Consider the following 26,181-nt stretch of genomic DNA (forward strand, 5'->3'; position numbering starts at 1 on the left):
ATTATAGTTGATAAAGCAGGGTCTGTCAATTTATTTTTTATATGATTTTTTGATTAATCATTGATCCTATTTAACTTATGTTATTTTGATGAGTTTTAGTATCAAATTTTTGGACATTTTCAAAACAAATAAAAAAGGTACAGGGAAATATCTTCCCTATACCCAGAATAATTGAAAAGGATAAATTTAATTATCCTTTTCAATTTTTCATTTAATCATTCATTATATTCTCTCCGGCTCTTTTTCCGAATACAAGTATGTCTGTAATGGCATTTCCCCCGAGTCTGTTGGTTCCGTGTATTCCTCCTACTATCTCACCTGCTGCAAATAGTCCCGGAATTGGCCTTTTCTCTATATCCATGACATGGTTCTTGTCATCAACTGTAACTCCACCCATTGTGTGGTGTACTGCCGGAGCCACGGCCTGTATATAATAAGGTCCCTCTTGTATCGGAAGAAGGTCTCCTCTTCTAGAAAACTCTTCATCCTTTCCTGAAGCGACAAAACCATTGTATCTTTCTAAAGTTTCCACTATAGCTTCTGTATCTATGCCCATAAAATCACCACACTCTTTCAAGTCTCCCTGGCAGAAAAGGTTTTCTCTTTTTAGGGCAGCCACCTCTGTTTTGCAAGACTGGGTTCTGTTGGCAACTTTTTCTATCTCCTGTCCCCAGAGAAGGTAAGCTACTCCGCCTTCCTGAGAAAGAATCCCATTAGAAACTACATCTCTTCTTTCAAGCTCCTCTACAAATCTTTTACCCTGTTTATTTATAAGGATGGCTCCGTCAAATCTAGATCCGCCCACATGAGAAAGGGCTCCTGTCCTTGGATTTGAGATTGGGAAGGTCTGAATATAGTCCATGTGCACAAATCCAGCCTGTACTTCTTCACACATAACATGACCGTCTCCGGTTATTCCACTCTGATTTGTAGTCTTGTATCTTTCATCTAATTCAGGATTATATTTTTTCCTCATCTCTATATTTCCAGAGAATCCACCAGTTGTCATTATGACTCCTTTACTTCCCATGAAGTTTACCTTAGATCCCCCTATACTGGCAGTTATTCCCTCTACTCTAGAATCTTTTACTATAAACTTCTCGGCCTTGACACCTGTTCTTATGTCAACTCCTAGAGATAAGGCTTTCTTTTTTAATTTTGTGATAAGCTCTACTGCATATTTCCCCTTGAAAACTGCAGCTCTAGGAACACTGTGTCCTCCAAAATGTATAAGTTCCCCTTCCTTAAATTTTACGCCTACCTCTTCTTTTAGCCATTCATAGGTAGGTAAAGCATTTTCACTCAATATCTTTAAAAGTTCCTGATTATTCTCTCCGTCTCCTCCAGTAAGGGCATCATTAAAGTAGATTTCATGTGAATCATTTAACTTTTTTAGCCTCTGAGCAGCATTTCCAGGTATATTGACTCCACCCATAGACACTAGAGTGTTTCCTCCGACTGCCGCTGTTTTTTCAAGGACTACTACACTAGCTCCCTTTTTGGCAGCAGATATAGAGGCAGCAAGTCCAGCTCCTCCTGCTCCTACTATTACCACATCAAATTCTTCTTTTTCCTTTAGTATATTTTTACCCACTGCTATCTTCTCTAGATTTTCCGACTGTAGGATCTCATTTTCTAGAGTTTCTATATCTCCACCAGCTTCAACCAGGGCATTTTTAACAGCTTCTCTTATTCCTCTTGAGCTCACAGAACACCCTGATACATTTGGTACCAGTATGGAGTTTTTTTCTATGATTTTACTGGGCACGTTGTCAAAGGCCGGATCTGAGATCACCGGAGTTTCGTTGTGCTCTAAAAAATCAATTTTAGAAATTTTCCCATCTTTTATATCTAGAGATAATTTTATATCTCCGCCATATCCTATTCCACTTCCATAAAACTTTCCATCATTTAATTTCTTCAACTTCTACCTCCAAAAGTACGATTACGTATTATTTTGAAGGCCATTATATATTTTTTTACAAACTTTGTCAATTTATATCAAACATTTTTGTTTTAAAATTTAAAAAGTTTGCACCGGTAATTTAAATTTTAAAGTTTTCAATCTATTTATAGATTAAGCCTGTTGTTTTTCATCTGTAGAATTTATGGTTTCTAGTGCCTTGGTGATATAGTTTTCGATTTCCTCTGAGCTTTCTCCTAGAATATAGAGCTCATCCCCTGTTTCTATTACGGTATCTCCCTTAGGAAGTATATGCTTTCCTTTTCTGTTTATGAGGATGAGAAGAATGTCCTTAGGCAGTCCGATTTCACTAATTTTCTTTTCTGCCACTTCTCCTTCATTTCTTACTTTTACCTTAACAAGACTTTCCTCAAAATACTCTAAGTTTTCTAAATCACCCTTTTCAAAAACTTTACTTTTAGTCTCTTTTAATCCCAGATAACTAGAAGCAAAGGGAAGGGTCATCCCCTGAAAAATCACAGAAAGAAGAACCACGAAAAAAACTAAATTGAATATGAGTTCTGCATTAACTATCCCCTCTACCAGGGGAAAGGTTGCAAAAACTATGGGAACCGCACCTTTAAGGCCTCCCCAGGCTATAAAAAGTTTTTCTCTCTTATCAAGTCCGCTTTTAGAAAGAGTTATAAAAACACTTAGGGGTCTGGCCAGAAATATAAGCACCAATGACACTGCTAAGCCTAGCTTCCATATGGCTAAAAATCTACTTGGGAAAACCAAAATCCCTAACATGACGAACATCCCTACTTCTACCATCCATGAAAGGGACCCGAAAAAACGCCCCATATTCCTCTTGTAACTCAATCTAGTATTTCCAAGAGTTATTCCTAAAATATAGATGGCCATAAAACCGTTTCCCTTTAAGATATTTGTAAATCCATAGGTAAAAAGTATCGACCCAAGTATAATCAGCTGATGGAGTTCCTGCATTTTTATTTCAAATTTATTGATAAATTTAACTGTTAGCTTAGAAAAAATAAATCCCGCCACGGCTCCCACCAGTATCTGAAGGGATAGAAATACCAAACCTTGAATAATACCTATGTTTCCTAATTTTATTATATTTATAAGAAGAATTATAATGACGTTGGCCATGGGGTCATTGGTTCCTGACTCAAGTTTCAATATCCCTCTTACCTTGTCTTTGATATTGAGCCCACCAAATGACAGTATCGACATCACTGCAGAGGCATCTGTAGAAGAAACTATCGCCCCAAAAAGAAGTGCACCAAAAAAGTCAAAGGGAGTAAAAAAATATATGGGCACAGCTACTAAAACGGTATTGAAAAATACTCCTGCAAAAGCAAGAGCCAGACCCTCTTTTTTTACTGCTGACACCTCTTTTATATCTGTATTATAGGCTCCTGAAAAAAGAATAATACAAAGTGCCAGATTCCCAATAAACTGGGCTAGTCCTGCATTGTCAAATTCTATTCCCCCAAAACCTTCTGAGCCTGCAAGCATCCCCACTCCTAGATATATTATCAAGGTGGGGATATTAAACTTCTTAGAAAGTTTCAGGGAATAGATACTAGAAAATATTAAAGCGGCTAAAATTATACAAACTTTTTCCATGGTCACAACTCTCCTCAGACTGAAACTAAAATGGCATTTTTTTATTTATAGAGCCATATTAATAACTTTACTTTATCCACACTTCTTTCAAAAAATCTTTGACTTCTTTGCCTCTATAATAATACTCAAAGAATATTATTGCAATTTTTTTCAGATGATTGTATTTCTAATGTCGAAAAATATCAATTTATATCGAACAAAACTCAAAAAAAAGATCTAGACATTGAGACCAGATCTTATCTTAGCTTAAAGAAGAAAATTTACTACTCTTACTATAAATTTTCTGCATTTATATATATCTTTTTTATCTCATCCTTAGGTATCAGATTTGAAACTATCCTGGCCATTATTATTATACCAAAAATATCTATTACCAACCTGCTAAAGGCAAATTTAGATCCTAAAGATGCCATTTCAAACAAAAACATAGGTATTTTGGTAGTGGACCAGGCCCCTAAGAATACTATTACGTTGCTGAATTTAACCCCTTTTTTCATGAATACCGCCGCCACAGGGAAAGCCCCGTATAAGGGTCCTGCCGCTGCAGACCCTATAAATAAAGCCAGTACAACTCCTTTTATTCCTGAATCTTCACCCATGTATTTAACCATAGTTTCCTTTGGAACCCAGTTATCCAAAAGTCCAAGCAATATAAATACAGGAGGGATTACAAGGACCATCTCCTTCAGGGAATAAACGGTTATTCCCACGGCTTTTACTCCCATTTCATGATTCACAAAGAATAATGCAGTCAAAATCAAAAGTGTAATGGTAAAAAATTTATATCTTTTAATAAGTTTCATTTTACACCACCACTATTCCTATTATAAAAGCCACAACAAAGGAAAAAATAAAGGCCATTAAATTTCTAAAAATTGCCAGACGTTTACCAAAATATTCAACCTCCACAGGAAGGGTCACAAGACCTACCATCATGAGGGTGGATATAAAGGCTGCAACCTGCATATAGCCTGCTCCGTTTTCCAACAGTATAGAGGCTGTGGGAAAGGTATCAAAGTTACCGATCCTATTATTCCAGAGACTAAAACTCCAATCCATCCTGACTGATTACCTATAACCTTTGATATTGTTTCAGGGTTAAAAACTGCCAAAAGTACTCCTACAAGAACTATTACTCCTAAAAATTGAGGAAGTATATTTTCAAAAGACTTCAACGCTTTTTTTAGAGATTTTTTAGTCTTATTTTTATCTTTAAAATATGAAAGAGTTAAAAGAAACAAAGTTACACCATATAAAGCTAAATTCAAAGATTTCACCGCCTTTAAGTTATATATTAGATAGGTTCACAAACAATTATTTATTTTTCGTCTTTATCTGATTTATAAGTCCGGCAATGTTCCCTGCATGACATAGCTCCCCACAGTAAACTCTTGGTTTCATAAGTATCCCCATTGTAATGGCCAATATACTAGTGGCTACAAAACCCATATACATGGCAGATCCCAGCTGATATATATTCTGGGATTTTACAATACCAGAAACCACTTTCACAGTCAAAAGTAAGGTAAAGCCGTACCTGGTGATCTTGTTTGTTATAAATTTCGGTGTTTTGTACCCCATACTAAACCTAGTCAAAATTTTCTGAAGACCTCCACCTCTAGGACAAAAATAAGCACAGTGAGGTTTTCCCTTGCTGAATATCGATAAGATTACCGCCATAGACATGGAAACAAGTCCTAAAATACCAAATCTTATATCAAAAATTGGCAGTATCCACATAAGTAAAAATATTATCCAGGTATAATTTTCATAAAAATTCTTTTTCTTTTTGGATGATTTAATCAATTGCTTTGAAAACACCCAGTCACCTCCATGATTTTAAAAAATTATATATAAGCTTGTTATAAAATAATTATATTATAATTTACTTATATAATACATCGATTTTTTCTCAAAGTCAATTTTTTAGGCTACTATTTTAAAATTTTAAATAAAAACATGTTTTGACTGAATGTTTCAAATAATTATCTAGATTTTAATTTGATTCACTATATTTTTCCCGGCAATTTTTCCAAATACCATACATTCAGTAATGGCACAACTTCCTAGTCTAGACGCTCCGTGGACTCCTCCTGTAACTTCTCCTGCTGCATATAATCCTTTGATTACATCACCCTCTATACTTATCACCCGGGCATCAGCATCTATCCTTATTCCCCCCATGGTAAAATGAACCTTAGGCCACAACCTCATGGCATAATAAGGTGCCTCACAAATTGGAGAGGAGTTTTCAATAAGGGGTTTACCGAAATCCCTGTCCACACCCTCTTTAAAATTTTCATTAAATCTGTCTATCGTTTCTTTTATCTCTTTTGCTGATATTCCATAAAAATTCGCCACTTCTTCTAAACTATCAAACTTTCTAACCACTTTTCTCTTTAAGCCAGAATCTATGTTCCACCCAGCCTCTCTCACAGCTTTTGAGTCGGCGATACCGATACAAGGATGTCCTATAGAGAGCAGTTTGTCTGAGAGAGTCTTTCGGTCTGCAAGTTCATTTACAAATCGTTTTCCAATAGCAGGATCTACAATAACTCCGTACTGAAATACTATATATTCTGAAAACATAGGTCCTACTCCGTAGCCTGCCTCATCAGGAGATGCCCATGGTCCTAGCTGGATGTGTGACAGCTGAACCGGCATAGCCCCTATATTTATAGACTCCTTAATAACTTCCGATGTTGCAAAAGGCTTATTAGTGGTACCTATTTTTCCTGTGAGCCTAGGATCCTGAGAGGACCTGAAGTCCACATCAGCTCCAAAGCCTCCAGTAGCCAAAATAACTCCTTTTTCTGCCTTTATATATCTGTCCTTACCCTTTTCAGGATCTTTATAATCATAATCTTCTCTAACTACCACACCGCAGACCCTTTCATTTGAGTCCACAACTAGATTTTTCAAGTAGGACTTAAATCTTACTTCAATCCCCAGTTCGCTTATCTTTTCCATCTGTTTTTTTATAATTGTGGCCCCTGTGATATTTTTTGCTGTATAACAACGATGCACCGAATGTCCTCCGAAAATATCTATTCTGTCAAGATACTCTACTTCTAGATAATCAACTGACCACTGAAAGACGTCACGGGCATTGTCTACAACCACTCTCACTAGTTCAGGGTAATTTATCCCAAGACCTGCTTTCATCATATCCTCATACATCATATCGGGACTATCTACAAAACCGTACTTTTTCTGAAGCTCGGTCCCAGGTGCTGCAATTCCACCGTCACTGATAATAGAGTTTCCTCCTGCTGCATTCATTTTTTCCAAAACCAAGGTAGAAGCTCCGCTGTTGTGTGCCTCTATTGCAGCTGTAAGCCCAGCGAAACCACTACCTACAACTATTACATCTATTGTTTCATCCCATCTTTCAATATTTCCCTCAAAAATATGAGCCTTACCAGTCATAATAATTTCCTCCTAAATTTCTTAATATTATTAAATGTTAAAGCATCAATCTGTAATTGTAAAGAAATTTTAATAACTACAAAACGACATTTTTATTTTCATAGTTCATAATGAGCTTAATAAAAGAACATTGAGACTCACATAAGAACAATAAGATTTAAATAATTATAATAGCTCAACATAAAGGAGGGGGAGGCATTAAAAACTTTTATAAAAAACAATAAATTTATATCAAAAAAAGCTTACAAAATATTATGAGAGAGCATATTTGAAGAGGTCAAATTGTATTGTGCTGTTAGGAAAGTTAAGTTTAAATTTATAATTTAAGATTAATTAAAAAAAATAGGAGGTTTTTATGTTACTTGCTGTAGTAGGATTTTTAATGTTGTTTGTAATGATGTTTCTTTTGTTTAAAGGGAAAACCATTCCATTAGTTGTTTTCATTACCGTACCTGTAATAGCTGCTTTTATAGCTGGATTTTCAGTTCCCGAGGTCGTGGAGTTTATTCAAAAAGGGATAACTAAAACCAGTCCAATGGCTGTATTGTTTATTTTTTCAGTTACATTCTTTGGGCTTATGTCTGACGCTGGTATGTTTGATGCTGTAGTTGATAAACTAGTTGCAAAAGCTGGTACCAATGTAGTTAGTATAGCGGTTGTTACTGCTCTAGTGGCAATTTTCTCACACTTGGACGGAGCTACTGTTACTACTGTACTGGTTACGGTTCCTGCTTTCCTTCCTCTATATAGAAAATTAAACATTCGTCCTCAGCTTCTACTTTTAATTGTAGGTGCTGGAATGGGCGTAATGAATCTTCTTCCTTGGGGAGGTCCTGTAGCTAGAGCTTCAACTGTTTTAGGTATGGACCCCAATAAGTTATGGCATGTTATGATTCCAGTTCAAATACTAGGAATTGTAACTACTATCGCAATAGCTGTTCTTGCTGCAATGAGAGAAGTTAAGTACCACGGAGCTGGTGTAATAACACATTCAGAAGAAGTCGCAGTTGATGAAGTAGAGAAAAAAGATGACAAGGAAAACCTTAAAAGACCTAAGCTTCTTTTCTTTAACTTTGCATTGACAGCAGGTGTACTGGCCTTACTTCTTATAGATATATTCCCTACTTACTTTGTATTTATGATCGGTTGTTGTGTTGCACTTATAGTTAACTATCCTGATCCAAAAGAACAGAAAAGACGTGTTAAAGCTCACGCTCCTGCAGCTCTAGATGTATCTGCAGTTATGCTTTCTGCCGGTATAATGGTTGGAGTTCTTGGAAAAAGCGGAATGCTAGAAGCTATGACAAAGCCATTACTTGTAATAATACCTTCAGCATTAGCAAGTCATTTGCATATTTTATTAGGTACTGTTGCTTTACCACTTGGAACAATGCTTGGGACAGATTCTTATTTCTACGGTCTTATGCCGCTTGCAATAGAGGTAGGAAAAAACTATCAAATTACAGGTCTTACTATGGCTGTAGCAATGATGATAGGAAAAAATTTAGCTTTATTTATAAGTCCACTGGTTCCAGCCACATTTTTAGGTATAGGGCTTGCTGACATTGAATTAAAAGACCACTTAAAGTATTCTTTTGGATGGTTATGGGCTACAGGAATGGTTATGCTTGTCTTTGCTGTAATGATTGGTATGATTGGTCTTTAATCAAAAATTACTGTATAAGTTTTTGATTCCTTCCCTCACGATGTTATAGCTTATATTTTAGGTAATGAGATCAACAAATCCAAAGAATTATATATTTCAAAAAATTTTTTAAGTGATATAATTTTAGAAAGATCCGAGGATATAAACCTCGGATCTTTTGATTTATTTAAATATTATCCATCACTCCTCTTATACTTCTACTTAACTTGCTAGCGCTAACAGGTTTCATCAGATAGTCATCTATTACACCCTCCTGCATATACTCCTCTAAAGGTTCATCTGAATAAGCCGTCATCAAAATAACCTTGACCTCTGGCTTACTCATCTTTACTTTCTTAGAAAGCTGTATCCCGTTTATTTCAGGCATTGCAAGGTCAGTAATCACAACTTTGAAGTTATTTTTTATATAATCAAATCTTTTTAAAATTTCACTTCCTTCCGTTATGACTGCAGTCTGATAGCCTAAATCACACAAGCCACTTTTAAGCATTTCTGCTACATATTTGTCATCGTCTATAATTAATATACTCTCATTTCCCAGTATATCTTCATTTTCCACATTTTTATCAGGGTCTGATATTTTGTTAGTGCTTATTGGAAGGTAGACATCAAATCTGCTGCCTTTCCCTATTTCACTAAATACATTTATTGTTCCTCCATGTTTAATCACTATTCCCTGAACAATAGAAAGACCCAGACCACTACTTTTTTCTGAAAGTTTCTTTGTAAAAAAAGGATCAAATATTTTTTCAACTGTATCTTCATCCATTCCGCATCCATTGTCCTCAAAGGATATTTTCACATAGTCTCTTTTTATAAGTTCGGTCCTCTGAAGTACTTCATCCTCTTGATATTTTACTCTATCCGTGCTGATTTTTATGACACCGTCATCTCGACCCCTCATAGCATTACAGGCATTGGTGCAGAGATTCAATACCACCTGATGGATTTGTGTCTCGTTTGCATAGAGATACCATTCCTCTTTTTTTATATCTTTTATTATTTTTATATCTGTAGGAAATAAAGATTCTGAGAATCTCAAAGCGTCCCTTAAAACTTTATTGATAGAAATTACTTTGTATTTTATCTTTATATTTTTATCCCCGCTAAACAGCCTTATCTGATCTATGATTTCCTGGGCTCTCTCTGAGGATTCATATATGTTTTTAGCATAATCATAACTTTTAATATTTGGATCTAAAGTTCTCAAAATCAATTCTGAATATCCCATGATAGGTGTCAGCACATTATTAAATTCATGAGCTATTCCTCCGGTCATGGTACCTATAGTTTCTAGCTTTCTTCTGTGATGCAGTTCGGCATCTTTTTTTCTCAGTTCCTCTGTAGATTTATTAATCTCTCTTAGGTAGTTTGTCTCCAGTTCATAGGCTTCTTTATTCTTTATCATTCTCATAGTCAAAAAAACAACCCATGAAAATATGAGTATGATCACAGACGCAATGATAATACTGCTGTAAAGATAGTTTTCTATAGGCTCCTTTATATCGTCATAAGATATTATTATTGAGACAACCCAAAATTCGGTTCCTATTTGTACCCGTGAAAAAACATTGATTTTCCTGACTCTCTCTAGATTTTCTTGAGGCCACCAATAGGAGTTATATATATAAGATCCTTCCTCTTCTGTTTTCCGCTTAATCAAAAGCCCTTTAAGCTCCTCTAGATCGAGATCTGGATATTTTTTTTCTCTGAATTTAACGACGTGTCCCCCTATATGCGATTTCACAGGATGCATTAAAATGTTACCATCAATGTCAGTGACAACTGCATATCCATGTTTCCCGGCTTTTACAGGCCTAACTAGAAGTTCATGCATATTTTCCAATTTTATTCTTCCAAAAATAACTCCGATGATATTACCCTTTACAACAACCGGTTCAGCCATATTAAAAGAGAAACCATCACTGCTATCTAGATAAGGCGTCCCCACATAAGATTTTTTATTTTTTCTTATGTAATCCAGTTCATTATATAAAATTTCATAATTTACAAGAGAATCTATCTTGGGATAACTCAAAGTATTTTTTTTATCTAAACTCACATAAAATAACTCCGACACCTCCTTTCCTTGTGTGTGATAAAAGACTTCCAGAGTTTTTAAAATTTCATCATTTATAAATTCCTTATCCGTTTTTTCTAAATAACGTCCAAGATTTATAGTCATATCTTTCAAGCTTTTTTCTTTTTCATCCACATATAGTTCCAGACTTTTCCCTATAGATTTAGAGGAGGTCAAAAGATGCTCTATCTGCTGAGTCATTATAGTGTTCTGATAATTTAAAAATCCCCTATAGCTTATATTTCCCACTATTAAGATAATGAAAAATATGATCGCAAATGAAAATGTTTTCAGACTATTTTTTTTCAAAAAAGATCCTCCTTTATCCCTATAAAATGTTATAATAAATAAAAATAATTTATTATAACTGTATACATTTAATATATTACCATATTTAGCCGTTACTCTGTCCTTAAATTTTAGAAGGAGGTTCCTCAATTTGAAAAGTCATGAAATATTGATCGTCGATGATGACATTAAAATATGCAACCTAATAAAAGAAGTACTCGAACCTGAAAATATAAGCACTACTGTTGCAACAACAGGAAAAGAAGCTCAGTCTCTTCTAATATCTAAGACCTTTGACCTGATAATCTTAGATATAATGCTAGAAGATACCGACGGATTCCAACTTATGAGGAATATCCAGGTAGAGAAGATAGATACCCCTATAATTTTTCTGACTGGAAAACAGCAGGACTATGATAAAATTTTGGCCTTTGGAATGGGTGCTGATGATTATATCACAAAACCATTTAGTGTCTCTGTTTTAATTGCCCGTGTCAAGGCACACCTTAGAAGGGGAGATCGTGTAAAAGAACTCCAACTGTCTTCAAAAAAACTGGTGAAAGAACCTTTTATTTTAAACCTTGATACTTACCAGCTTTTTAAAAATGGTAAAGAAATTTTTCTATCTGCAAAAGAGATTAAAATCATGAAATTTTTTATGGAAAATCCAAATATAATATTCACCAAGGACCAGCTCTATGAAAAGATCTGGAACGACGTTTTTATCGACAATAATTCTGTCAGAGTTTACATCCTCAATCTGAGAAAAAAAATCGAAGATAACCCTCAGAAACCAAAATATCTTAAAACTGCCTGGGGAATCGGGTACAAGTTCACAGTTTAAAAAAAATCAAATATATCACTCCCTCAACAAAAAATTATTTGTGAGTATCGGCACCCTTTATATATCTCAATAAATCCTTCTTTGATGAGGGATTTTTTTTATTCTGAAATTTAAAATAATCTTTTTGTTGACAAAATAAAAAAAAAGGAGTAGATTTTAAATGTGCATATGCACAAAATGAATTTAGGAGGAGGTTTTATGCCACGTTTTAGAAAAAAGAGATGCTGCCGAATACTAGATGGAGAAAAAACCTTTAAACCTAACGGAATTAAAATGAGAGAATTAGAGATAGTAAACATCAATCTAGATGAATTTGAGGCTATTCGGATATGTGACTACGAGAACAAAAACCAGATAGAGGCCAGTGAAATTATGGGTGTCTCAAGAGCCACTGTCCAGAGGCTTCTCCAGTCAGGGAGAAAAAAAATCGTCGATGCATTGTTAAATAATAAGGCAATAAATATTAAAAATAATTATATTGATACTGAAAATGAGGAGGAAGTTTAATTATGAGTTGTCAAAGCAGCAATCTAGATGAACAAGAAATAAGAATAAAGGATAACATGGATCGGATCAAACATAAAATAGTTGTAATGAGTGGTAAGGGTGGGGTAGGAAAATCAACTATGTCAACCAATATAGCCTATGGTCTCTCTTTAGCTGGAAATAAAGTAGGGATTTTGGATGCAGACCTTCACGGTCCCAACATACCTCTTATGCTATGGGTAGAAGGAACAAAACTCCCCTCTTTGGAGAAACCTTTAGAGTTAAGTGAAAATTTAAAGGTGGTTTCCCTTAGTTTTTATTTGGAAAACTCCAACAACCCAATTGTTTGGAGAGGACCGGCCAAAATAGGTGCTATCAAACAGCTTTTGGGAGATGTAGACTGGGGAGACCTTGATTACCTCGTAGTGGATCTTCCGCCTGGTACAGGGGACGAACCACTTACTATAGCTCAGAGCCTTGGAAAAGTTGACGGAAGTGTAATTGTCACAACTCCTCAGGATGTCGCCATCTTAGACTCGAGAAAATCTGTAAAGTTTTCAGAAATGGTAAATATGCCTGTACTGGGAATAATCGAAAATATGAGTGGTTTTGTATGTCCTCACTGCAACCAAAGAATAGACATCTTTAAAAACGGTGGAGGAGAAAAGGCAGCTAATGAGATGAATGTCAACTTCTTAGGTAAGATACCTATGACTGCTGAAATGGTAGAAGCTGGAGATCAGGGAAAACCTTATATTTTCTCCCAAAGAGAGGGTGTGGCCTTTAGTGCTCTTAATTCGGTAATAACAGATATTATAAATAAAACAAAAGGAGAGGAAAAAATTATGAATAATCTGAAAATAGCTTTTCCTACAAACGACGGTGAAACTGTAGAGTCTCATTTTGGACACTGTAAACAATTTGCAATTTATACTGTAAAAGGAGAAGAAATTCTAACCAAAGAATTTGTAGATGCACCTCCACACGAGCCTGGACTACTTCCAAAATTCCTTGGTGAGCTCAATATTAACACTATAATAACAGGAGGAATGGGACAAAGGGCCATAGACCTTTTCACAGCTCAAAATATAGATGTCATTCTCGGGGCATCTGGAAAAATTGATAATAACTTAAAAGAATTTACTGGAGGAGAACTGTATTCAAAGGGTTCTGCTTGCAGCCATGACCACGATGAGGAACACAGCTGTAGTCACTAATTAATAAAAACCGGATTTCCGGTTTTTATTATAATGATAATATTGGATAATCAAATAATATTATTTGCAAATAGGAGGTTTATTATGTTTGGAAGAAGATCAAGATTTAACAGAGGTTTTAGCAAGCTTAGCTCTTTAGAAAATGAAAATCAATTTGGAAGATGTGTCAGAAACAGAGAAGACAGATTTTTCTGCAGAGAAGGATTTGGATATTCTGCAAGAAGCAGAAAGGACAGAAGAGAATTTTTAGAAGATAAAAAAGAATACTTTAAAAATAGATTAGAAGATCTGGAAAATCTCATATCTGAGCTAGATTAGTCTACCATGACTTTAAATTTATTTATTAAAAATTAAATTAAAAATGATTCCAAAGGAGGAATATATAATGAAAATAGCCGTAGCGTCTAAGGGTGAAGGTTTAAAAGCAGAAATCGACAACATGTTTGGAAGAGCAGAATATTTTGTAATAGTGGATTCAGAAAATACAGAGGTGAAAAGCATAGAAAATACTGCAAAAAATGAATCTAATGGTGCAGGTGGAAAGGCTGTAAAATTACTTTCAAATGAGGGAGTAGAAATAATTGTAGCTCCTGAGCTTGGACCAAAAGCAGTGACAGCAGTGGAAGCCTTCAAAATAAAAGCATATAAAAAAGACAGCCTTAAAACAGTGGAAGAGGCAGTAAAAGCTTATAAAGAGGGAAAATTAATAGAGTTTGAATCTGCCTCTGTAAGAGAACATTCTGGACTAAGAAGGGCATAACAATGAAAATAGCTGTACTTAGCGGAAAAGGTGGAACAGGAAAAACTACTGTAACCTCAAATCTAGCTGTTAATATCCCGGGTTGCACTTTAATAGATACTGATGTAGAAGAACCAAACTTACATATCTTCTTTAATTTTAAATTTAATCAGGAATACAGCATTAAAACAGAATATCCAATAGTTGATATGGAAAAATGCAATCTCTGTGGAAAATGTGGGGATTTTTGCAGATATAACGCTATTCTTCCTGCAAAAGACAAAGTACTTATTTTCAAAGAGATATGCCATAACTGCGGAGGTTGTGAGATCGTATGTCCTACAAATGCGATACAGTATGAAAAAAGAGAGATTGGTAAAATATATAGAAACAACTCTGACTCCTCTATTCATATGAAATACGGAGAACTAAATATTGGGGAGATGTCAGGAGTAAGAATAATAGAAAAGTTAAAAAAATCTGTAGAAAATGATCCCATAGTTTTTATAGATTCTCCTCCTGGGACTTCGTGTGCCACGGTAGCAGCTGTGGAAGATGTAGATTATGCAGTTATCGTATCAGAGCCTACGCCCTTTGGTGTTAGTGATATGAAAATGGTTGTTGAGATGCTAAAAGAGATGAAAATCCCCTTTGGTGTGGTTGTAAACAAAGCCGGACTTGGAAATAATGAAATCTACGAGTACTGTAACGATGAAAATATAAAAGTTCTTGAAAATATACCTTATAGCAGAGAAATCGCTGAATTTTATGCCCACGGAGTTGTTTTTAGTAAAAATATGCAAAGTTATAAAGAACTCTTTATAAACTTATTTGAAAATATAAAAACAATATTGGAACCCGTTCAGGAGGGAGGGCAATGATAAATGAAATAGTAGTAATTTCAGGAAAAGGTGGTACAGGCAAGACTACTCTTACTGCATCTCTTATCCCTTATTTTGAAGATACTGTGATAGCAGACTGTGATGTAGATGCACCGGATCTAAATATACTTTTTGAAAGTAATGAAAAATCTCAAAAGAACTTTGTCGGTCTGCAGAAGGCTTTTTTGGATAAGAGTAAGTGCATTATGTGTAAAAAATGCTATGAGTTATGCAAGTATAGCTCTATCTCATCTAATATTGATATAAATGCCGGAAAATGTGAGGGCTGCGGACTCTGCGAATATATATGCCCTGCATCTGCAATTACAATGAAAGATACAGTGATAGGTAAGTTATCTGTTTCAGAAACCTCCTTTGGAGACATGGTACATGCAAAACTAATACCAGGAGAAGATGCGTCTGGAAAACTTGTAGCCGAAGTGAGAAAAACTGCAAAGAAAATAGCTGAAGAAACTAATAAAAAAACTATCTTAATCGACGGGTCACCAGGAATTGCGTGCAATGTCATAAGCTCAATAACAGGGGCTAAAAAAGTGATTATAGTTACCGAGGCAACTTCTTCTGGAATACACGATCTAAAAAGGGTCTATGAGCTTACAAAAAAATTCCGATTGAAAATATACGTGGTTATTAATAAGTATGACCTCTCTATATCTCATTCAAAAAAAATAGAAAAATATTGTGAAGAGATGGGAATTGATGTGGCCTTAAAGATTCCTTTTCAAAAGAAAGTGGTAGAAGCTATAACTCAGAAAAGAATACCTTCTGTTGCAGAAAAAGATTTCTTTGAAAAACTTGGTTTTTTTGAATTCATAGAAAAACTTAAAAGTGAATAGGTGTGATGGCTATGTTAAATAAAAAAATAATTTTAGAAATGAATATTCAGGAGATTTTAAAAAAATATCCATCTCTTATCGAAATATTAAAAAAACATGGAATGCACTGCAATGAGTGTTTTTTTTCTGAAAAGGTTAATCTTAGAGAAGCTTTAGAAAGTTCTAGACTCCCCACCGAAGAAATTATAGAGGAAATCATAGTATATCTGGAAAAGTGAAGTTGAAATAAAGCTCATGATTTATGAAAATCTATATGGGAGGTATAAATGAGAGGTTATATACAAGTCTATACTGGAAACGGCAAGGGTAAAACGACTGCCAGTCTCGGCCTTATTCTGAGGGCGTTGGGAAACGACCTAAAAGTCTATGTGGGTCAGTTTATGAAGGGTCAGAGATATGGTGAACTAAACACCCTAGAAAAACTTGGTGTTTTAGTGGAACGATTTGGGACTGAAGAATGCCTCATGTCCCGTGACGATGTAAGTGAACTAGATATTAAAAAAGCAAAAGAAGGTTATAAAAGGGTTTTAGAGATCATCCTCAGTAAAAAGTATGATCTTGTGATACTCGACGAAATATGTGTATCTACGTATTTTAATCTCATAACAGAGGAAGAGATTCTTCATCTTATGAAAGTTAAACCCTTAGAAACAGAACTGGTTCTTACTGGAAGGTACGCACCTGAAAAGGTAATAGAGCAGGCTGATCTCGTAACAGAAATGAAAGAGATTAAACACTATTATGAGCAGGGAGTCATGGCCAGAGACGGGATAGAAAGATAAAATTACATTACTAAATTTAAGGAGTGGTTTTTAATGGGCAAAAAATATTTAGTTGTCGGTGGAGTGGCAGGAGGTGCCTCAGCTGCTGCTAGACTGAGAAGATTGAATGAAGAAAGCCAGATAATCATATTTGAAAAGGGACCCAATGTGTCTTTTTCAAATTGCTGCCTTCCATATCATCTGAGCGGAACTGTAAAACAGGCCGAATCTCTGATCCTAATGTCGCCTCAAAAATTTGCATCCCAGTATAATATCGAGGCGAGAGTCAATAACGAAGTTTTAAAGATAGACCGGGCAAATAAAGAGGTGGAAGTTTTAGATATTACGAGTGGAAAGACATATAGGGAGTCATATGATAAGCTAATATTATCCCCAGGTGCCAAGCCCATCGTGCCATCTATACCTGGGATAGAAAAAGTAAATACTTTTACCATTAGAAATGTTGTGGATATAAAAAAATTAAATCTTTTTATCAACGATGTAAACCCTACTAGAATAACCGTAATCGGTGGAGGATTTATAGGGGTTGAGTGTGCTGAAAACCTTGTGGAAGCAGGTTATAATGTCTCTCTTGTAGAGGCTATGCCTCAGATATTAAAGCAGTTTGATTATGATATGGTTCAGATTTTGAATAAGGAGATCGTGGATCACGGAATAGATCTAATCGTAGGGGACAGGGTAAGTTCTTTTGATGAAAACAAGGTAATACTGGAGTCTGGGAAAAAACTGGATTCAGAAGTGGTTGTGCTGGCTATAGGGGTAAATCCTGAAACAGACCTAGCTGTAAATTCAGGACTTGAGATAGGAAAGACCGGAGCTATGAAGGTGGATCCAAACTTTATGACAATCGATCCTGATATCTATGCTGTAGGGGATGCTATAGAGGTCTACAATCCACTTATGCAGGACTATTTTAAACTCCCTCTTGCTGGTCCTGCCCAAAAACAGGCACGTTCAGTGGCAGACCACATTCATAGCAGATGTATCAACAATACAGGATATATAGGGTCTTCTGTAATAAAAGTCTTTAATTACGGCGCTGCAGCAACAGGATTAAATGAACATCTATTAAAAGATATGAAGATTGAATATGATTCTGTAAAAATAATTCCTAAGGACAAAGTTGGACTTATGCCTGATTCTGAAGAAGTTCACTTTAAACTCTTATTTGAAAAACCAACAGGAAAAATATTAGGTGCCCAAGCAATCGGTAGAGGAAACGTAGATAAAAGGATAGATGTTATAGCTACTGCAATAAAGTTTGGGGCTACCATTGAAAATCTAAGGGACCTTGAACTTTGTTATGCTCCACCTTTTGGTACGGCCAAAGATGTTGTAAACTTTGCCGGATATGTGGCTTCTAACCTACTTCACGGTTCTTTCAGACAGGTGCCCGCTCAAAAGGTTAGAGAACTTGTTGAAACTAAAAAATATATAATCGATGTGAGAGAAAAGAAAGAGTATGATACAAGTCATATAAAGAGTGTAAAAAATATACCTCTGTCTGAGTTAAGAAAAAGAGTAGATGAGATACCAAAAGATCAACCTGTTTATCTGCATTGTAGATCTGGTCAGAGATCATATAATGCAGTTTTAGCCCTTCAAAATCTAGGCTTTAATAATGTATTCAATATCTCTGGGGGATTTATGGGAATATCATTCTACGAATATTTTAACGATAAGACAACAGGAAGAGAGCCTATAGTAACAGATTATAATTTTTTATAATCCGAAATTTAAAAATAAACAAGGATCATTTAAGGAGAAGAAGTTGAAAACTACAATTTTATTGGGAGACAGCATAACAGAGCTAAACCCTTTCAAACATGACAAAGTTATCAACCTAGGAGTCTATGGAAACACCACAATGGATATTACCTCTAGAATAAACGGAATATCTGAATTTAATTGTAAAAAAGTAATACTTAAAGTGGGGATTAACGATATACTAAAGGGATTTTCTTTGAAAAAGAGTTCCGAATATTATGGAAAAATATTCCATACTTTAAGGCAGCACTTTAAAAAAATTATTGTTCTGTCAATACTTCCCATAGAAGATAGGTCAAAAATAAATATGAAGGTAAGAAAGTTAAATAGAATTATCGAAGAAAATGCTAAAATAAATAATTTTAATTTTATCGATTTACATTATTTATTTTGTGATGAAAAACTCAATTTAAAGAGCGAATACTCTATAGACGGAATCCACCTTTCCCCAAAGGGGTATGAAATATTAAACCGTGAAATAATAAAATTAATATAAATTAGATTTTTCTAAATTCATAAAACTATAGTTATATGCGAAATTCACCATAAATAAAAATCCCCCGAGTTTTTCGGGGGATTTTTATTTGACTATTTTATGCTTTTTTAATAGCGATTTTTTTTCCTTGTTTTCTCCATTCTGACATCTCAGCCACAGCTGTGAAAAGTACATCTGTAGATGAGTTCAGACCTGTTTCAACTGAATCCTGGATAACCCCTATAACAAAACCTACAGCCACCACCTGCATTGCAACTTCATTTTGAATTCCAAATAAACTACATGCTAATGGGATAAGAAGCAGTGATCCACCTGCTACACCAGATGCTCCACAAGCACTTACAGCTGAAAGTATACTGAGGATCAACGCTGTACCCATATCCACCTGTATACCAAGTGTATTAACTGCAGCTAGAGTCAGTACCGATATTGTAATGGCAGCTCCAGCCATATTAATAGTAGCTCCCAAAGGAATGGAAACAGAATAGATATCTTTTTCTAGTCCCAGCTCTTCACACAATTCCATATTTACAGGAATATTTGCAGCTGAACTTCTAGTAAAAAAAGCTGTAATTCCACTTTGTTTCAGACATTTTATAACAAGTGGGTAAGGATTCTGACGAATCATAAAGAATGCAATCAGAGGATTTACAACAAGAGCCATAAAGAACATACATCCAAGAAGCAGCCCTAAAAGACGTCCATAGTCTACCATAGAACCTATTCCATTTTCCGAAACTGTAGAAAATACCAGTCCCATAATTCCAAGAGGTGCTAAGTTAATAACCCATTTTACAACCTGTGACAAGGCATCTGAAAAATTAGAAATCATTGTTTTAGTTGTTAAAGGAGCATTTTTAAGTGCAACTCCTAGTAATACTGCCCATGATAAAATACCTATATAGTTTGCACTAGCTAAAGCATGTATTGGATTGTCTACGACATTTAGAAGCAGTGATTTTAAAACTTCTACAACACCAGCAGGAGGTGTTACACTGTTTCCGGCACCAGCACCCAATTTAATAGCAACGGGAAACATAAAACTTCCAACAACAGCAACAAGTCCTGCTGCAAATGTTCCCACAAGATATAAAGTGACAACAGACTTCATATTTGTCTTTTGACCTTTTTCATGCTGGGATATTGCCGACATAACAAGAAAAAATACTAAAATCGGTGCAACTGATTTTAAGGCTCCTACAAATAATGATCCAAATATTGATACCGGTTGGGCCAGATCAGGAACTGTAATTGCCAACAGTGTTCCAACCACTAAACCTGCTATAATTCTTTTAACCAAACTCAATTGATTCCATTTGTTAAATAAATTTTTCATCTTATCCTCCATTATAATTACACAATTTTTTTCTTTGATAAAAATAGGTTTTAAAAATATTTTTAAATCTGTTATAAGTTGAATACCTACTTCTTTAATATATTTATTTTATTTCAGAATTAAATTTTAACACATATTTAATTATTTTTAAAGAAAAAAATGTATTAAATTCGTTTTGAAGTCCTGATATTAAACATATGTACCTTTTTGTATTTCTTGTCACAAAAAAATGGTACTTTCACTCTATAAAAAAATTGTTGTTAATTTATTTTTAATCTAAAATCAAAAAACAGACAGAGGATTAACCCTGTCTGTCTAAATAAATTTTAAATTAGTGATCTTGGATATAATTTTTAATCAGATACTATATAAATAAATATATCAATATCGGTATAAATGGAGCCAGACTTAAATTGGCAACTTTTATTTTTGTGATTCCCAAAATGTTGAGCCCGATGGCCATAATCACAAGAGATCCTGCACATGTTATCTCATCTATAACTACTGCTGATAAGAAAGGTGAAATAGTTCCTGCAAAGAGTACTATGGCTCCCTCATAAAATAAAATCATAAATGCTGAGAAAAACACACCTATTCCCATGGTTGCAGACATTGCAAGAACCACAAAGAGATCTATAAATGCTTTTGCATAAAGCACCTCATGATCCCCTATAAGTCCACTCTGAAGAGATCCAACTATTGCCATTGCTCCCACACAGACTACCATGGTAGAATTTAGAAATCCGTCTACCAAAGACTCCTTTTTATCCTTACCTGAACTGAATTTTGCCTCTATTGTAACACCTAGTTTTCTGAGCTTGTCGTCTATATCAATTATCTCTCCAATGATTCCTCCGATGGCTATTGCAGCTATAACTACCAGTATGTTTTTTCCTTTTAAAGAGCCTGATATTCCCACATAGAGCACACATAGGCCCATGCCGTTCATGACAGTATCTATTATTTTTTTATTGAATCTGTTTTTGAAGAAAACTCCCAGCAAAGACCCCAAACCAACTGCTGCAGAGTTTGCAAGCACACCGTTTAATATCATTGTTTCACCTTCTAGAATATGACTTTAGGCAAGTCTAACAGTTCTTTTTAGTTTTGTAAATGATAAGTTCATAATGTATGCATACAAATCTACTGAGAAGTTCAAAGTATAAAATAAAGACTTTCTTTTTCTAAGAGTAATAAAAAAGATTTTATTCCACTATCTGATGTATATATTAATTTTAATTGTTTTTTACTTTTTGATCTAAATACTCTTCCATCTTCTCGGCTATATTTCTAGATATATTTACGGCTTCTACCACTGTTTTGGCTCCCGTAACTACGTCTCCTCCGGAAAATACACCTGACATGGTTGTATGGCCGTCCTTGTCAGTAATAATTAGCCCGTTTTTATTTACTTTGATAGTGTTTACATTCGAAACTATTCGAGATTTCGGACCTTGACTTACAGCAATAATAACAGAATCACTTTTAAAAAGCCTCTCTGATCCCTCTAAAGGAGTGAATACAGGATATTCATCATCAGAAATAGCTTTCTTCATATCCACAATTTTTACTCCATCGTCGGTGATTTCCGTAGGTCCAACACGGTACATGAATTCCACTCCGTCAATTTTTGCATATTTTACTTCGTGTTCTCTAGCCTCTATAAATTCTTCGGCATCCCTAAATAAGATGGTAGCCTTTTCAACTCCATGCCTTATAGCTGTCCTTGCTGCATCCATGGCAACATTCCCCGCCCCTATAATGGCGATCTCCTTCCCAAGTCTGTAAACATCTGGATTTTTAAGATAATTCACAGCAAAATGTGTATGTCCCAAAGACTCTCCCTTGATACGTAACCTTTTTGGTTTCCATGTACCTGTTCCTATAAAGATAGCCTCATATCCGTCTAAAAAAAGATCTTCTACAGTTATGGTAGAACCTATGGAGATATTAGGTCTTATTTTTACTCCAGCCTCAACCAGTTTTTCTTCTAGCTTATCCAGCAGTGTTCTAGGAAGTCTGAACTCAGGTATTCCATACCTCAGCACTCCTCCGATCTTGTCATGGGATTCAAAAATCGTTATATCAAATCCTTTTTGGATAAGTATAAATGCCAGAGTTATCCCTGCGGGACCACCACCTATAATGGCGATACTCTGATTTCTCTTTTTTGGTTTCACAAGCTTCATCCTATCTAGATAAAATGAAGATATATAATTTTCTATATCCCCGAAATTCAGGCCATCACCTTTTATTCCCAGAATGCAGTTCCCTTTGCACTGGGTTTCATGAGAACAGATAAGACCACAGACAGAAGAAAGTGGATTATTTTCAAATAATATCTCTCCGGCTTCCATAATTCGATTTTCTTTAAATAATTTTATAATCCTCGGAATTTCAGTTGAAGCAGGACATGCTGCTACACAACGGGGATTTTTACACATTAGACACCTTTCAGATTCTTTTAATATATCGGCCATAAAAAACTCCTTTATTTCGTTATTGTCCAAATAAATTAACCTTTATTCAAATAAATGTCAACAAAAGTTAAATAAGTAATTTTTTATAAATTTACAGAAAAAATAAAAAGTGTTCAAATAGAATTTTATTGCCACTTTGTGAACTATACATACTAAAAAAATATAAAATAAGTCTTTAACAAGATCAAAATATAATTTTATTTTGATCTTTGTGATATAAGTGTTTTTCTGATATTTTAAAATTCAAGGCATTTTTTCATAGTTTTGGAAATTAGAATTCCCTTTATTTATTTTGTGGAGGATAAGTTTTAACGATTAAGAATATTTAAGTATAGAGGATGTATACAGTTAAAAATATTTAAAGGAGGATATCATATGAAAAAGAAATTAATTATTTTTTTGGGTCTAGGAGTATTTGCAGCTCTTGCAATTACACATAAAAGTCAAATATTTATCATTCCTCTTTTAACTCCCTTTATTCTCGCACATTGTGACACCATGGACGGCCCCCTAGTAGCAGATATAAAAAAATCTCTAAAATCTAAAAATATAATGCCGGTTTTAAAATGGATAAAAAAAAGTGATGAAGAAGAAGTAAAGAATATGTTCAAAAAAGTTTCATCTTTTTCTAAAGAAAACTCGGAACAGAAAGAATTGTTGGACCTGTATTTTATAGAAACAGTGGTAAGAGTCCACAGAAAAGGAGAAGGTGCTCCCTATAATGGTTTAAAGCCTTCAGGATTTCCCATTGATCCAATTATAAAGAAAGGTGACCTGTCTATTGACAGCGGAAAAATAGGTGATCTTGCAGAAATATTGTCTAAGGAGATTAAAATAAAAATAAAGAATAAGTTTGAAAAGGCTTGGGAATTAAAAAAAAATGCAAACTTAGATGTAGAAATTGGACGAAAATATACTGAAGCCTATGCAGACTATATACATTTTATAGAATCTTTACATAAATTAATTGAAGATTCACATCACCATCATTGAAAATTACATAGCCATCATATTATAAATTTTCCCTTACTTTCCAAAAAGTAAGTACTTCACTAAAGAAAAGTAAAGTGCTAATATTATATCAAATAAAAATTTCTTGTTAAATTTTCAAGTGAAAATATTTTAATCGGAGGTAGTAATTTTGAAAGAAGCATTTTTAAAAGCAATGAAGGAAAGATATGCCTGCAAAGAATTTGATGTCAATAAAAAGATCAGTAAAGAGGACTTTGACTTTATATTAGAGGCTGGAAGACTTTCTCCAAGTTCATTTGGATTTGAGCCTTGGCAGTTTTTAGTTGTAACTACTCCAGAAAAAAAGTTAGAGGTCACAGAGCATTCTTGGGGTGGAAGAGACAGAGCCACAGGTGCTAGCCATTTTATGGTAGTTCTTACAAGAAAAGGTGATATGAGACATGACTCTGAATATTTAAACAAGTTCATGAAAAATATTCAAAAGCTTCCAGAAGAAGTTATTGAGATGAAAACAAAGTTCTACAGGGATTTCCAGGAAGAGGACTTTAATTTATTAGAAAACCACAGAGCCCTTTCTGACTGGGCCGCCAAGCAAAGCTATATCGCTCTAGGTAACATGCTCACTGCAGCAGCATTCATTGGTATCAACTCATGCCCAGTAGAAGGTTTCCACAAGGAAAAGACAACCGAAATATTAGCTGAAAAGTTTGGAGTAGACACAGATAAATTTGATTTAGCATATATGGTTGCCTTTGGATACGAAAAAAGACCTCAGGAGTTTCCTAAGACTAGAAGACCTATAGAGGATATTGTAAAATTTTTCTAAAAATACCAAGTAAAATTTATTGTAATTAATTTTAAGATAATTTGTTAAAAACAAAGAGCTTAGGATTCACACCTAAGCTCTTTATATTTGAAAATAAATTTTCGATCAGTATACGGGAGTACTTCATTAAAATGTAGAAGAAATTTCAATAGCATCTACCGGACATACTGTAATACAGTCACCGCAGTCGTCACACCTTTCAGGTCTTACACGGTAGGGAGTCCCTTTTTCTATGGCTTTAAAACTGCATTTTTTATAGCACTTTCCGCATTCAATACATTTTTCAGTTATCTTTGGACCAGCTTCATTAAAGGTCATTCCTCCGAAAGCCATTCTTGTTCTTAAGACTTTGTGATCTCTGTTTTTACATTCAAAATCAAAGTCAAAAATCCCGACATAAAAAAAGAGCCAAAATTTCATTTGGCTCCCAAGATCAAAAACTACTTATAAATTTTAAGTTCATATCAATATCTAAATATCAAATAAATTCCTATTGCAACAACTGTATAAATCACATTATTTTTTATATCTTTTGATTTTAGACTTAAAGTATATGAAATCTTAGATTTGTTTGCACAGCAAGTTATACACTGAGACTGGGCCTTAAAAATTTTGATTGCAGTTGGACACTTTCTCTCACAGAAACTACAATTTTCACAGTTTTTGTTATTATTAACAGCTATAGACGAACTTTGCATTTCACATCTAGTTTTTCTAAAATTACTCTTCATCCTTCCCCCTAAAACATAAAAATATTAGAATTTTATGTTTTATTTGTGTCATTAATGTGACACAAATATAATATTATTTCATCTATATCTTGATTCTGGCAGTTATTTATAGAAATAAATTATGGAAAAATACCTCTATATTTTATAAAGTCTTTAATTTCATCTTACCAATACTTTCTTAACACTCTATCTATATGTATAGTATCTATCAAAAAAGTGCACACTTGCCAAGGTTATGAGTTGATGATAATATTTGAATAATACAATTAAAACTCTGAAAAAAGTTTTATTTGAAAAAATTTAATTTTTGAATATTAAATCAAAAATATACTAAAAGGGAGTTGTTGTCATGATATTAATTATTGCAAAGGCCACTGTGAAAAAAGATAAGTTAGATGAGTTCAAAAATACCGCTGCCAAACTTATAAAAAATACCAGATCAGAAGACGGATGTATAGAGTATGCCCTCTATGAAAATAACGAAGATCCAAATATCCTTACATTTGTTGAAAAATGGCGTGATCAAGAAGCTGTTGACAAACACGGAAGTACAGATTTTTTCAAAGAAAACATCAAAAAGATAATAAGCTACTCTGAAAATTTGGACATTTCTTTAAATACTGAAGTATAGGAAAAAGAGCTCGGGAGGTTATCCTGAGCTCTTTTTAGTTTGGCATATTAACAAATGAAATACAACATCTGAAATAAATAATAAAATCCCAGTTGAAAACTCTAATTTCATCTTATC

General features: G+C 34.4%; 28 protein-coding genes. 15 read left to right on the top strand and 13 right to left on the bottom strand.

Features of this window, described 5'->3' with window-relative positions:
* Positions 1-211: 211 nt before the first annotated feature.
* The 7 genes from ILYOP_RS07945 to ILYOP_RS07970 all read right to left on the bottom strand — a co-directional run bounded on the left by ILYOP_RS07945 (position 212) and on the right by ILYOP_RS07970 (position 6,985).
* The gene (locus ILYOP_RS07945; protein ID WP_013388023.1) at positions 212-1,924 is read right to left on the bottom strand and encodes a flavocytochrome c; all 1,713 of its coding nucleotides are present in this window, start codon (positions 1,922-1,924) and stop codon (positions 212-214) included.
* Positions 1,925-2,077: 153 nt separating this feature from the next.
* On the bottom strand, positions 2,078-3,556 hold the full coding sequence (locus tag ILYOP_RS07950; protein WP_013388024.1) for a potassium/proton antiporter: 1,479 nt from the start codon (positions 3,554-3,556) through the stop codon (positions 2,078-2,080).
* 272 nt (positions 3,557-3,828) lie between these two features.
* Positions 3,829-4,359 (bottom strand): permease, encoded by a 531-nt coding sequence (locus tag ILYOP_RS07955; RefSeq protein WP_013388025.1) that lies wholly within the window; start codon positions 4,357-4,359, stop codon positions 3,829-3,831.
* A 1-nt stretch (position 4,360) separates the two neighbouring features.
* On the bottom strand, positions 4,361-4,522 hold the full coding sequence (locus ILYOP_RS15985; RefSeq protein WP_222838851.1) for a hypothetical protein: 162 nt from the start codon (positions 4,520-4,522) through the stop codon (positions 4,361-4,363).
* The gene (locus ILYOP_RS07960) at positions 4,489-4,824 is read right to left on the bottom strand and encodes a hypothetical protein (RefSeq protein ID WP_222838852.1); all 336 of its coding nucleotides are present in this window, start codon (positions 4,822-4,824) and stop codon (positions 4,489-4,491) included. The genes ILYOP_RS15985 and ILYOP_RS07960 overlap by 34 nt, the downstream gene beginning before the upstream one ends.
* 46 nt (positions 4,825-4,870) lie before the next feature.
* Positions 4,871-5,377, bottom strand: coding sequence for a 4Fe-4S binding protein (locus ILYOP_RS07965; protein WP_013388026.1), 507 nt, complete (start codon positions 5,375-5,377; stop codon positions 4,871-4,873).
* 168 nt (positions 5,378-5,545) lie between these two features.
* Entirely contained in the window at positions 5,546-6,985 is a 1,440-nt protein-coding gene (locus ILYOP_RS07970; protein ID WP_013388027.1) for a flavocytochrome c, read from the bottom strand.
* Positions 6,986-7,340: 355 nt separating this feature from the next.
* Between ILYOP_RS07970 and ILYOP_RS07975 the strand changes: the two genes are divergently transcribed.
* Positions 7,341-8,651: a CitMHS family transporter gene (locus ILYOP_RS07975; protein WP_013388028.1), complete on the top strand. Its 1,311-nt coding sequence runs from the start codon at positions 7,341-7,343 to the stop codon at positions 8,649-8,651.
* Between the two features lie 166 nt (positions 8,652-8,817).
* Here ILYOP_RS07975 and ILYOP_RS07980 read toward each other — a convergent pair whose 3' ends face one another.
* Positions 8,818-11,040, bottom strand: a complete 2,223-nt coding sequence (locus tag ILYOP_RS07980; protein WP_013388029.1) for an ATP-binding protein — start codon at positions 11,038-11,040, stop codon at positions 8,818-8,820.
* Between the two features lie 130 nt (positions 11,041-11,170).
* Between ILYOP_RS07980 and ILYOP_RS07985 the strand changes: the two genes are divergently transcribed.
* The 11 genes from ILYOP_RS07985 to ILYOP_RS08035 all read left to right on the top strand — a co-directional run bounded on the left by ILYOP_RS07985 (position 11,171) and on the right by ILYOP_RS08035 (position 19,088).
* Positions 11,171-11,863, top strand: a complete 693-nt coding sequence (locus tag ILYOP_RS07985; protein WP_013388030.1) for a response regulator transcription factor — start codon at positions 11,171-11,173, stop codon at positions 11,861-11,863.
* 198 nt (positions 11,864-12,061) lie between these two features.
* Positions 12,062-12,370, top strand: coding sequence for a DUF134 domain-containing protein (locus ILYOP_RS07990; RefSeq protein WP_013388031.1), 309 nt, complete (start codon positions 12,062-12,064; stop codon positions 12,368-12,370).
* Between the two features lie 2 nt (positions 12,371-12,372).
* Complete coding sequence (locus tag ILYOP_RS07995; RefSeq protein WP_013388032.1) at positions 12,373-13,566, top strand: iron-sulfur cluster carrier protein MrpORP; 1,194 nt, start codon at positions 12,373-12,375, stop codon at positions 13,564-13,566.
* Between the two features lie 84 nt (positions 13,567-13,650).
* On the top strand, positions 13,651-13,884 hold the full coding sequence (locus ILYOP_RS08000; protein WP_013388033.1) for a DUF5320 domain-containing protein: 234 nt from the start codon (positions 13,651-13,653) through the stop codon (positions 13,882-13,884).
* 67 nt (positions 13,885-13,951) lie between these two features.
* Positions 13,952-14,326, top strand: coding sequence for a NifB/NifX family molybdenum-iron cluster-binding protein (locus ILYOP_RS08005; RefSeq protein ID WP_013388034.1), 375 nt, complete (start codon positions 13,952-13,954; stop codon positions 14,324-14,326).
* A gap of 2 nt (positions 14,327-14,328) precedes the next feature.
* A complete protein-coding gene (locus ILYOP_RS08010; RefSeq protein WP_013388035.1) occupies positions 14,329-15,186 on the top strand; it encodes an ATP-binding protein in 858 nt (285 codons plus the stop codon).
* Positions 15,183-16,043 (top strand): ATP-binding protein, encoded by an 861-nt coding sequence (locus tag ILYOP_RS08015; protein WP_013388036.1) that lies wholly within the window; start codon positions 15,183-15,185, stop codon positions 16,041-16,043. The genes ILYOP_RS08010 and ILYOP_RS08015 overlap by 4 nt, the downstream gene beginning before the upstream one ends.
* 11 nt (positions 16,044-16,054) lie before the next feature.
* On the top strand, positions 16,055-16,261 hold the full coding sequence (locus ILYOP_RS08020; protein ID WP_013388037.1) for a DUF1858 domain-containing protein: 207 nt from the start codon (positions 16,055-16,057) through the stop codon (positions 16,259-16,261).
* 48 nt (positions 16,262-16,309) lie between these two features.
* On the top strand, positions 16,310-16,825 hold the full coding sequence (locus tag ILYOP_RS08025; protein ID WP_013388038.1) for a cob(I)yrinic acid a,c-diamide adenosyltransferase: 516 nt from the start codon (positions 16,310-16,312) through the stop codon (positions 16,823-16,825).
* 33 nt (positions 16,826-16,858) lie between these two features.
* On the top strand, positions 16,859-18,553 hold the full coding sequence (locus ILYOP_RS08030; RefSeq protein WP_013388039.1) for an FAD-dependent oxidoreductase: 1,695 nt from the start codon (positions 16,859-16,861) through the stop codon (positions 18,551-18,553).
* A gap of 43 nt (positions 18,554-18,596) precedes the next feature.
* On the top strand, positions 18,597-19,088 hold the full coding sequence (locus ILYOP_RS08035) for a GDSL-type esterase/lipase family protein (RefSeq protein ID WP_013388040.1): 492 nt from the start codon (positions 18,597-18,599) through the stop codon (positions 19,086-19,088).
* Positions 19,089-19,185: 97 nt separating this feature from the next.
* On the opposite strand, the gene sstT is transcribed toward ILYOP_RS08035, so the two are convergent.
* From sstT to ILYOP_RS08050, 3 genes are all read right to left on the bottom strand, one after another.
* A complete protein-coding gene (sstT, locus tag ILYOP_RS08040; protein ID WP_013388041.1) occupies positions 19,186-20,424 on the bottom strand; it encodes a serine/threonine transporter SstT in 1,239 nt (412 codons plus the stop codon).
* A 364-nt stretch (positions 20,425-20,788) separates the two neighbouring features.
* A complete protein-coding gene (locus ILYOP_RS08045; protein ID WP_013388042.1) occupies positions 20,789-21,478 on the bottom strand; it encodes a DUF554 domain-containing protein in 690 nt (229 codons plus the stop codon).
* A 181-nt stretch (positions 21,479-21,659) separates the two neighbouring features.
* A complete protein-coding gene (locus tag ILYOP_RS08050; protein ID WP_013388043.1) occupies positions 21,660-22,904 on the bottom strand; it encodes an NAD(P)-dependent oxidoreductase in 1,245 nt (414 codons plus the stop codon).
* Positions 22,905-23,279: 375 nt separating this feature from the next.
* Here ILYOP_RS08050 and ILYOP_RS08055 point away from each other — a divergent pair, with 375 nt between their 5' ends.
* Complete coding sequence (locus tag ILYOP_RS08055) at positions 23,280-23,897, top strand: DUF6448 family protein (RefSeq protein ID WP_013388044.1); 618 nt, start codon at positions 23,280-23,282, stop codon at positions 23,895-23,897.
* 148 nt (positions 23,898-24,045) lie between these two features.
* On the top strand, positions 24,046-24,702 hold the full coding sequence (locus tag ILYOP_RS08060; protein ID WP_013388045.1) for an NAD(P)H-dependent oxidoreductase: 657 nt from the start codon (positions 24,046-24,048) through the stop codon (positions 24,700-24,702).
* Positions 24,703-24,828: 126 nt separating this feature from the next.
* On the opposite strand, the gene ILYOP_RS08065 is transcribed toward ILYOP_RS08060, so the two are convergent.
* Complete coding sequence (locus ILYOP_RS08065) at positions 24,829-25,122, bottom strand: ATP-binding protein (RefSeq protein WP_013388046.1); 294 nt, start codon at positions 25,120-25,122, stop codon at positions 24,829-24,831.
* 44 nt (positions 25,123-25,166) lie between these two features.
* Complete coding sequence (locus ILYOP_RS08070; protein WP_013388047.1) at positions 25,167-25,433, bottom strand: hypothetical protein; 267 nt, start codon at positions 25,431-25,433, stop codon at positions 25,167-25,169.
* A 349-nt stretch (positions 25,434-25,782) separates the two neighbouring features.
* On the opposite strand from ILYOP_RS08070, the gene ILYOP_RS08075 reads away from it, so the two are divergent.
* On the top strand, positions 25,783-26,064 hold the full coding sequence (locus ILYOP_RS08075; RefSeq protein ID WP_013388048.1) for a putative quinol monooxygenase: 282 nt from the start codon (positions 25,783-25,785) through the stop codon (positions 26,062-26,064).
* Positions 26,065-26,181: the final 117 nt, after the last annotated feature.

It is taken from the genome of Ilyobacter polytropus DSM 2926, from assembly GCF_000165505.1.
GTDB lineage: Bacteria > Fusobacteriota > Fusobacteriia > Fusobacteriales > Fusobacteriaceae > Ilyobacter > Ilyobacter polytropus.

Bases quoted from the DNA above. Each gene is read 5' to 3' on its own strand.
- ILYOP_RS07950 (WP_013388024.1), bottom strand. From the start codon at position 3,556: ATGGAAAAAGTTTGTATAATTTTAGCCGCTTTAATATTTTCTAGTATC.
- ILYOP_RS07955 (WP_013388025.1), bottom strand. From the start codon at position 4,359: ATGAAACTTATTAAAAGATATAAATTTTTTACCATTACACTTTTGATT.
- ILYOP_RS15985 (WP_222838851.1), bottom strand. From the start codon at position 4,522: ATGCAGGTTGCAGCCTTTATATCCACCCTCATGATGGTAGGTCTTGTG.
- ILYOP_RS07970 (WP_013388027.1), bottom strand. From the start codon at position 6,985: ATGACTGGTAAGGCTCATATTTTTGAGGGAAATATTGAAAGATGGGAT.
- ILYOP_RS07975 (WP_013388028.1), top strand. From the start codon at position 7,341: ATGTTACTTGCTGTAGTAGGATTTTTAATGTTGTTTGTAATGATGTTT.
- ILYOP_RS07990 (WP_013388031.1), top strand. From the start codon at position 12,062: ATGCCACGTTTTAGAAAAAAGAGATGCTGCCGAATACTAGATGGAGAA.
- ILYOP_RS07995 (WP_013388032.1), top strand. From the start codon at position 12,373: ATGAGTTGTCAAAGCAGCAATCTAGATGAACAAGAAATAAGAATAAAG.
- ILYOP_RS08000 (WP_013388033.1), top strand. From the start codon at position 13,651: ATGTTTGGAAGAAGATCAAGATTTAACAGAGGTTTTAGCAAGCTTAGC.
- ILYOP_RS08005 (WP_013388034.1), top strand. From the start codon at position 13,952: ATGAAAATAGCCGTAGCGTCTAAGGGTGAAGGTTTAAAAGCAGAAATC.
- ILYOP_RS08010 (WP_013388035.1), top strand. From the start codon at position 14,329: ATGAAAATAGCTGTACTTAGCGGAAAAGGTGGAACAGGAAAAACTACT.
- ILYOP_RS08015 (WP_013388036.1), top strand. From the start codon at position 15,183: ATGATAAATGAAATAGTAGTAATTTCAGGAAAAGGTGGTACAGGCAAG.
- ILYOP_RS08020 (WP_013388037.1), top strand. From the start codon at position 16,055: ATGTTAAATAAAAAAATAATTTTAGAAATGAATATTCAGGAGATTTTA.
- ILYOP_RS08025 (WP_013388038.1), top strand. From the start codon at position 16,310: ATGAGAGGTTATATACAAGTCTATACTGGAAACGGCAAGGGTAAAACG.
- ILYOP_RS08030 (WP_013388039.1), top strand. From the start codon at position 16,859: ATGGGCAAAAAATATTTAGTTGTCGGTGGAGTGGCAGGAGGTGCCTCA.
- sstT (WP_013388041.1), bottom strand. From the start codon at position 20,424: ATGAAAAATTTATTTAACAAATGGAATCAATTGAGTTTGGTTAAAAGA.
- ILYOP_RS08045 (WP_013388042.1), bottom strand. From the start codon at position 21,478: ATGATATTAAACGGTGTGCTTGCAAACTCTGCAGCAGTTGGTTTGGGG.
- ILYOP_RS08050 (WP_013388043.1), bottom strand. From the start codon at position 22,904: ATGGCCGATATATTAAAAGAATCTGAAAGGTGTCTAATGTGTAAAAAT.
- ILYOP_RS08055 (WP_013388044.1), top strand. From the start codon at position 23,280: ATGAAAAAGAAATTAATTATTTTTTTGGGTCTAGGAGTATTTGCAGCT.
- ILYOP_RS08065 (WP_013388046.1), bottom strand. From the start codon at position 25,122: ATGAAATTTTGGCTCTTTTTTTATGTCGGGATTTTTGACTTTGATTTT.
- ILYOP_RS08070 (WP_013388047.1), bottom strand. From the start codon at position 25,433: ATGAAGAGTAATTTTAGAAAAACTAGATGTGAAATGCAAAGTTCGTCT.
- ILYOP_RS08075 (WP_013388048.1), top strand. From the start codon at position 25,783: ATGATATTAATTATTGCAAAGGCCACTGTGAAAAAAGATAAGTTAGAT.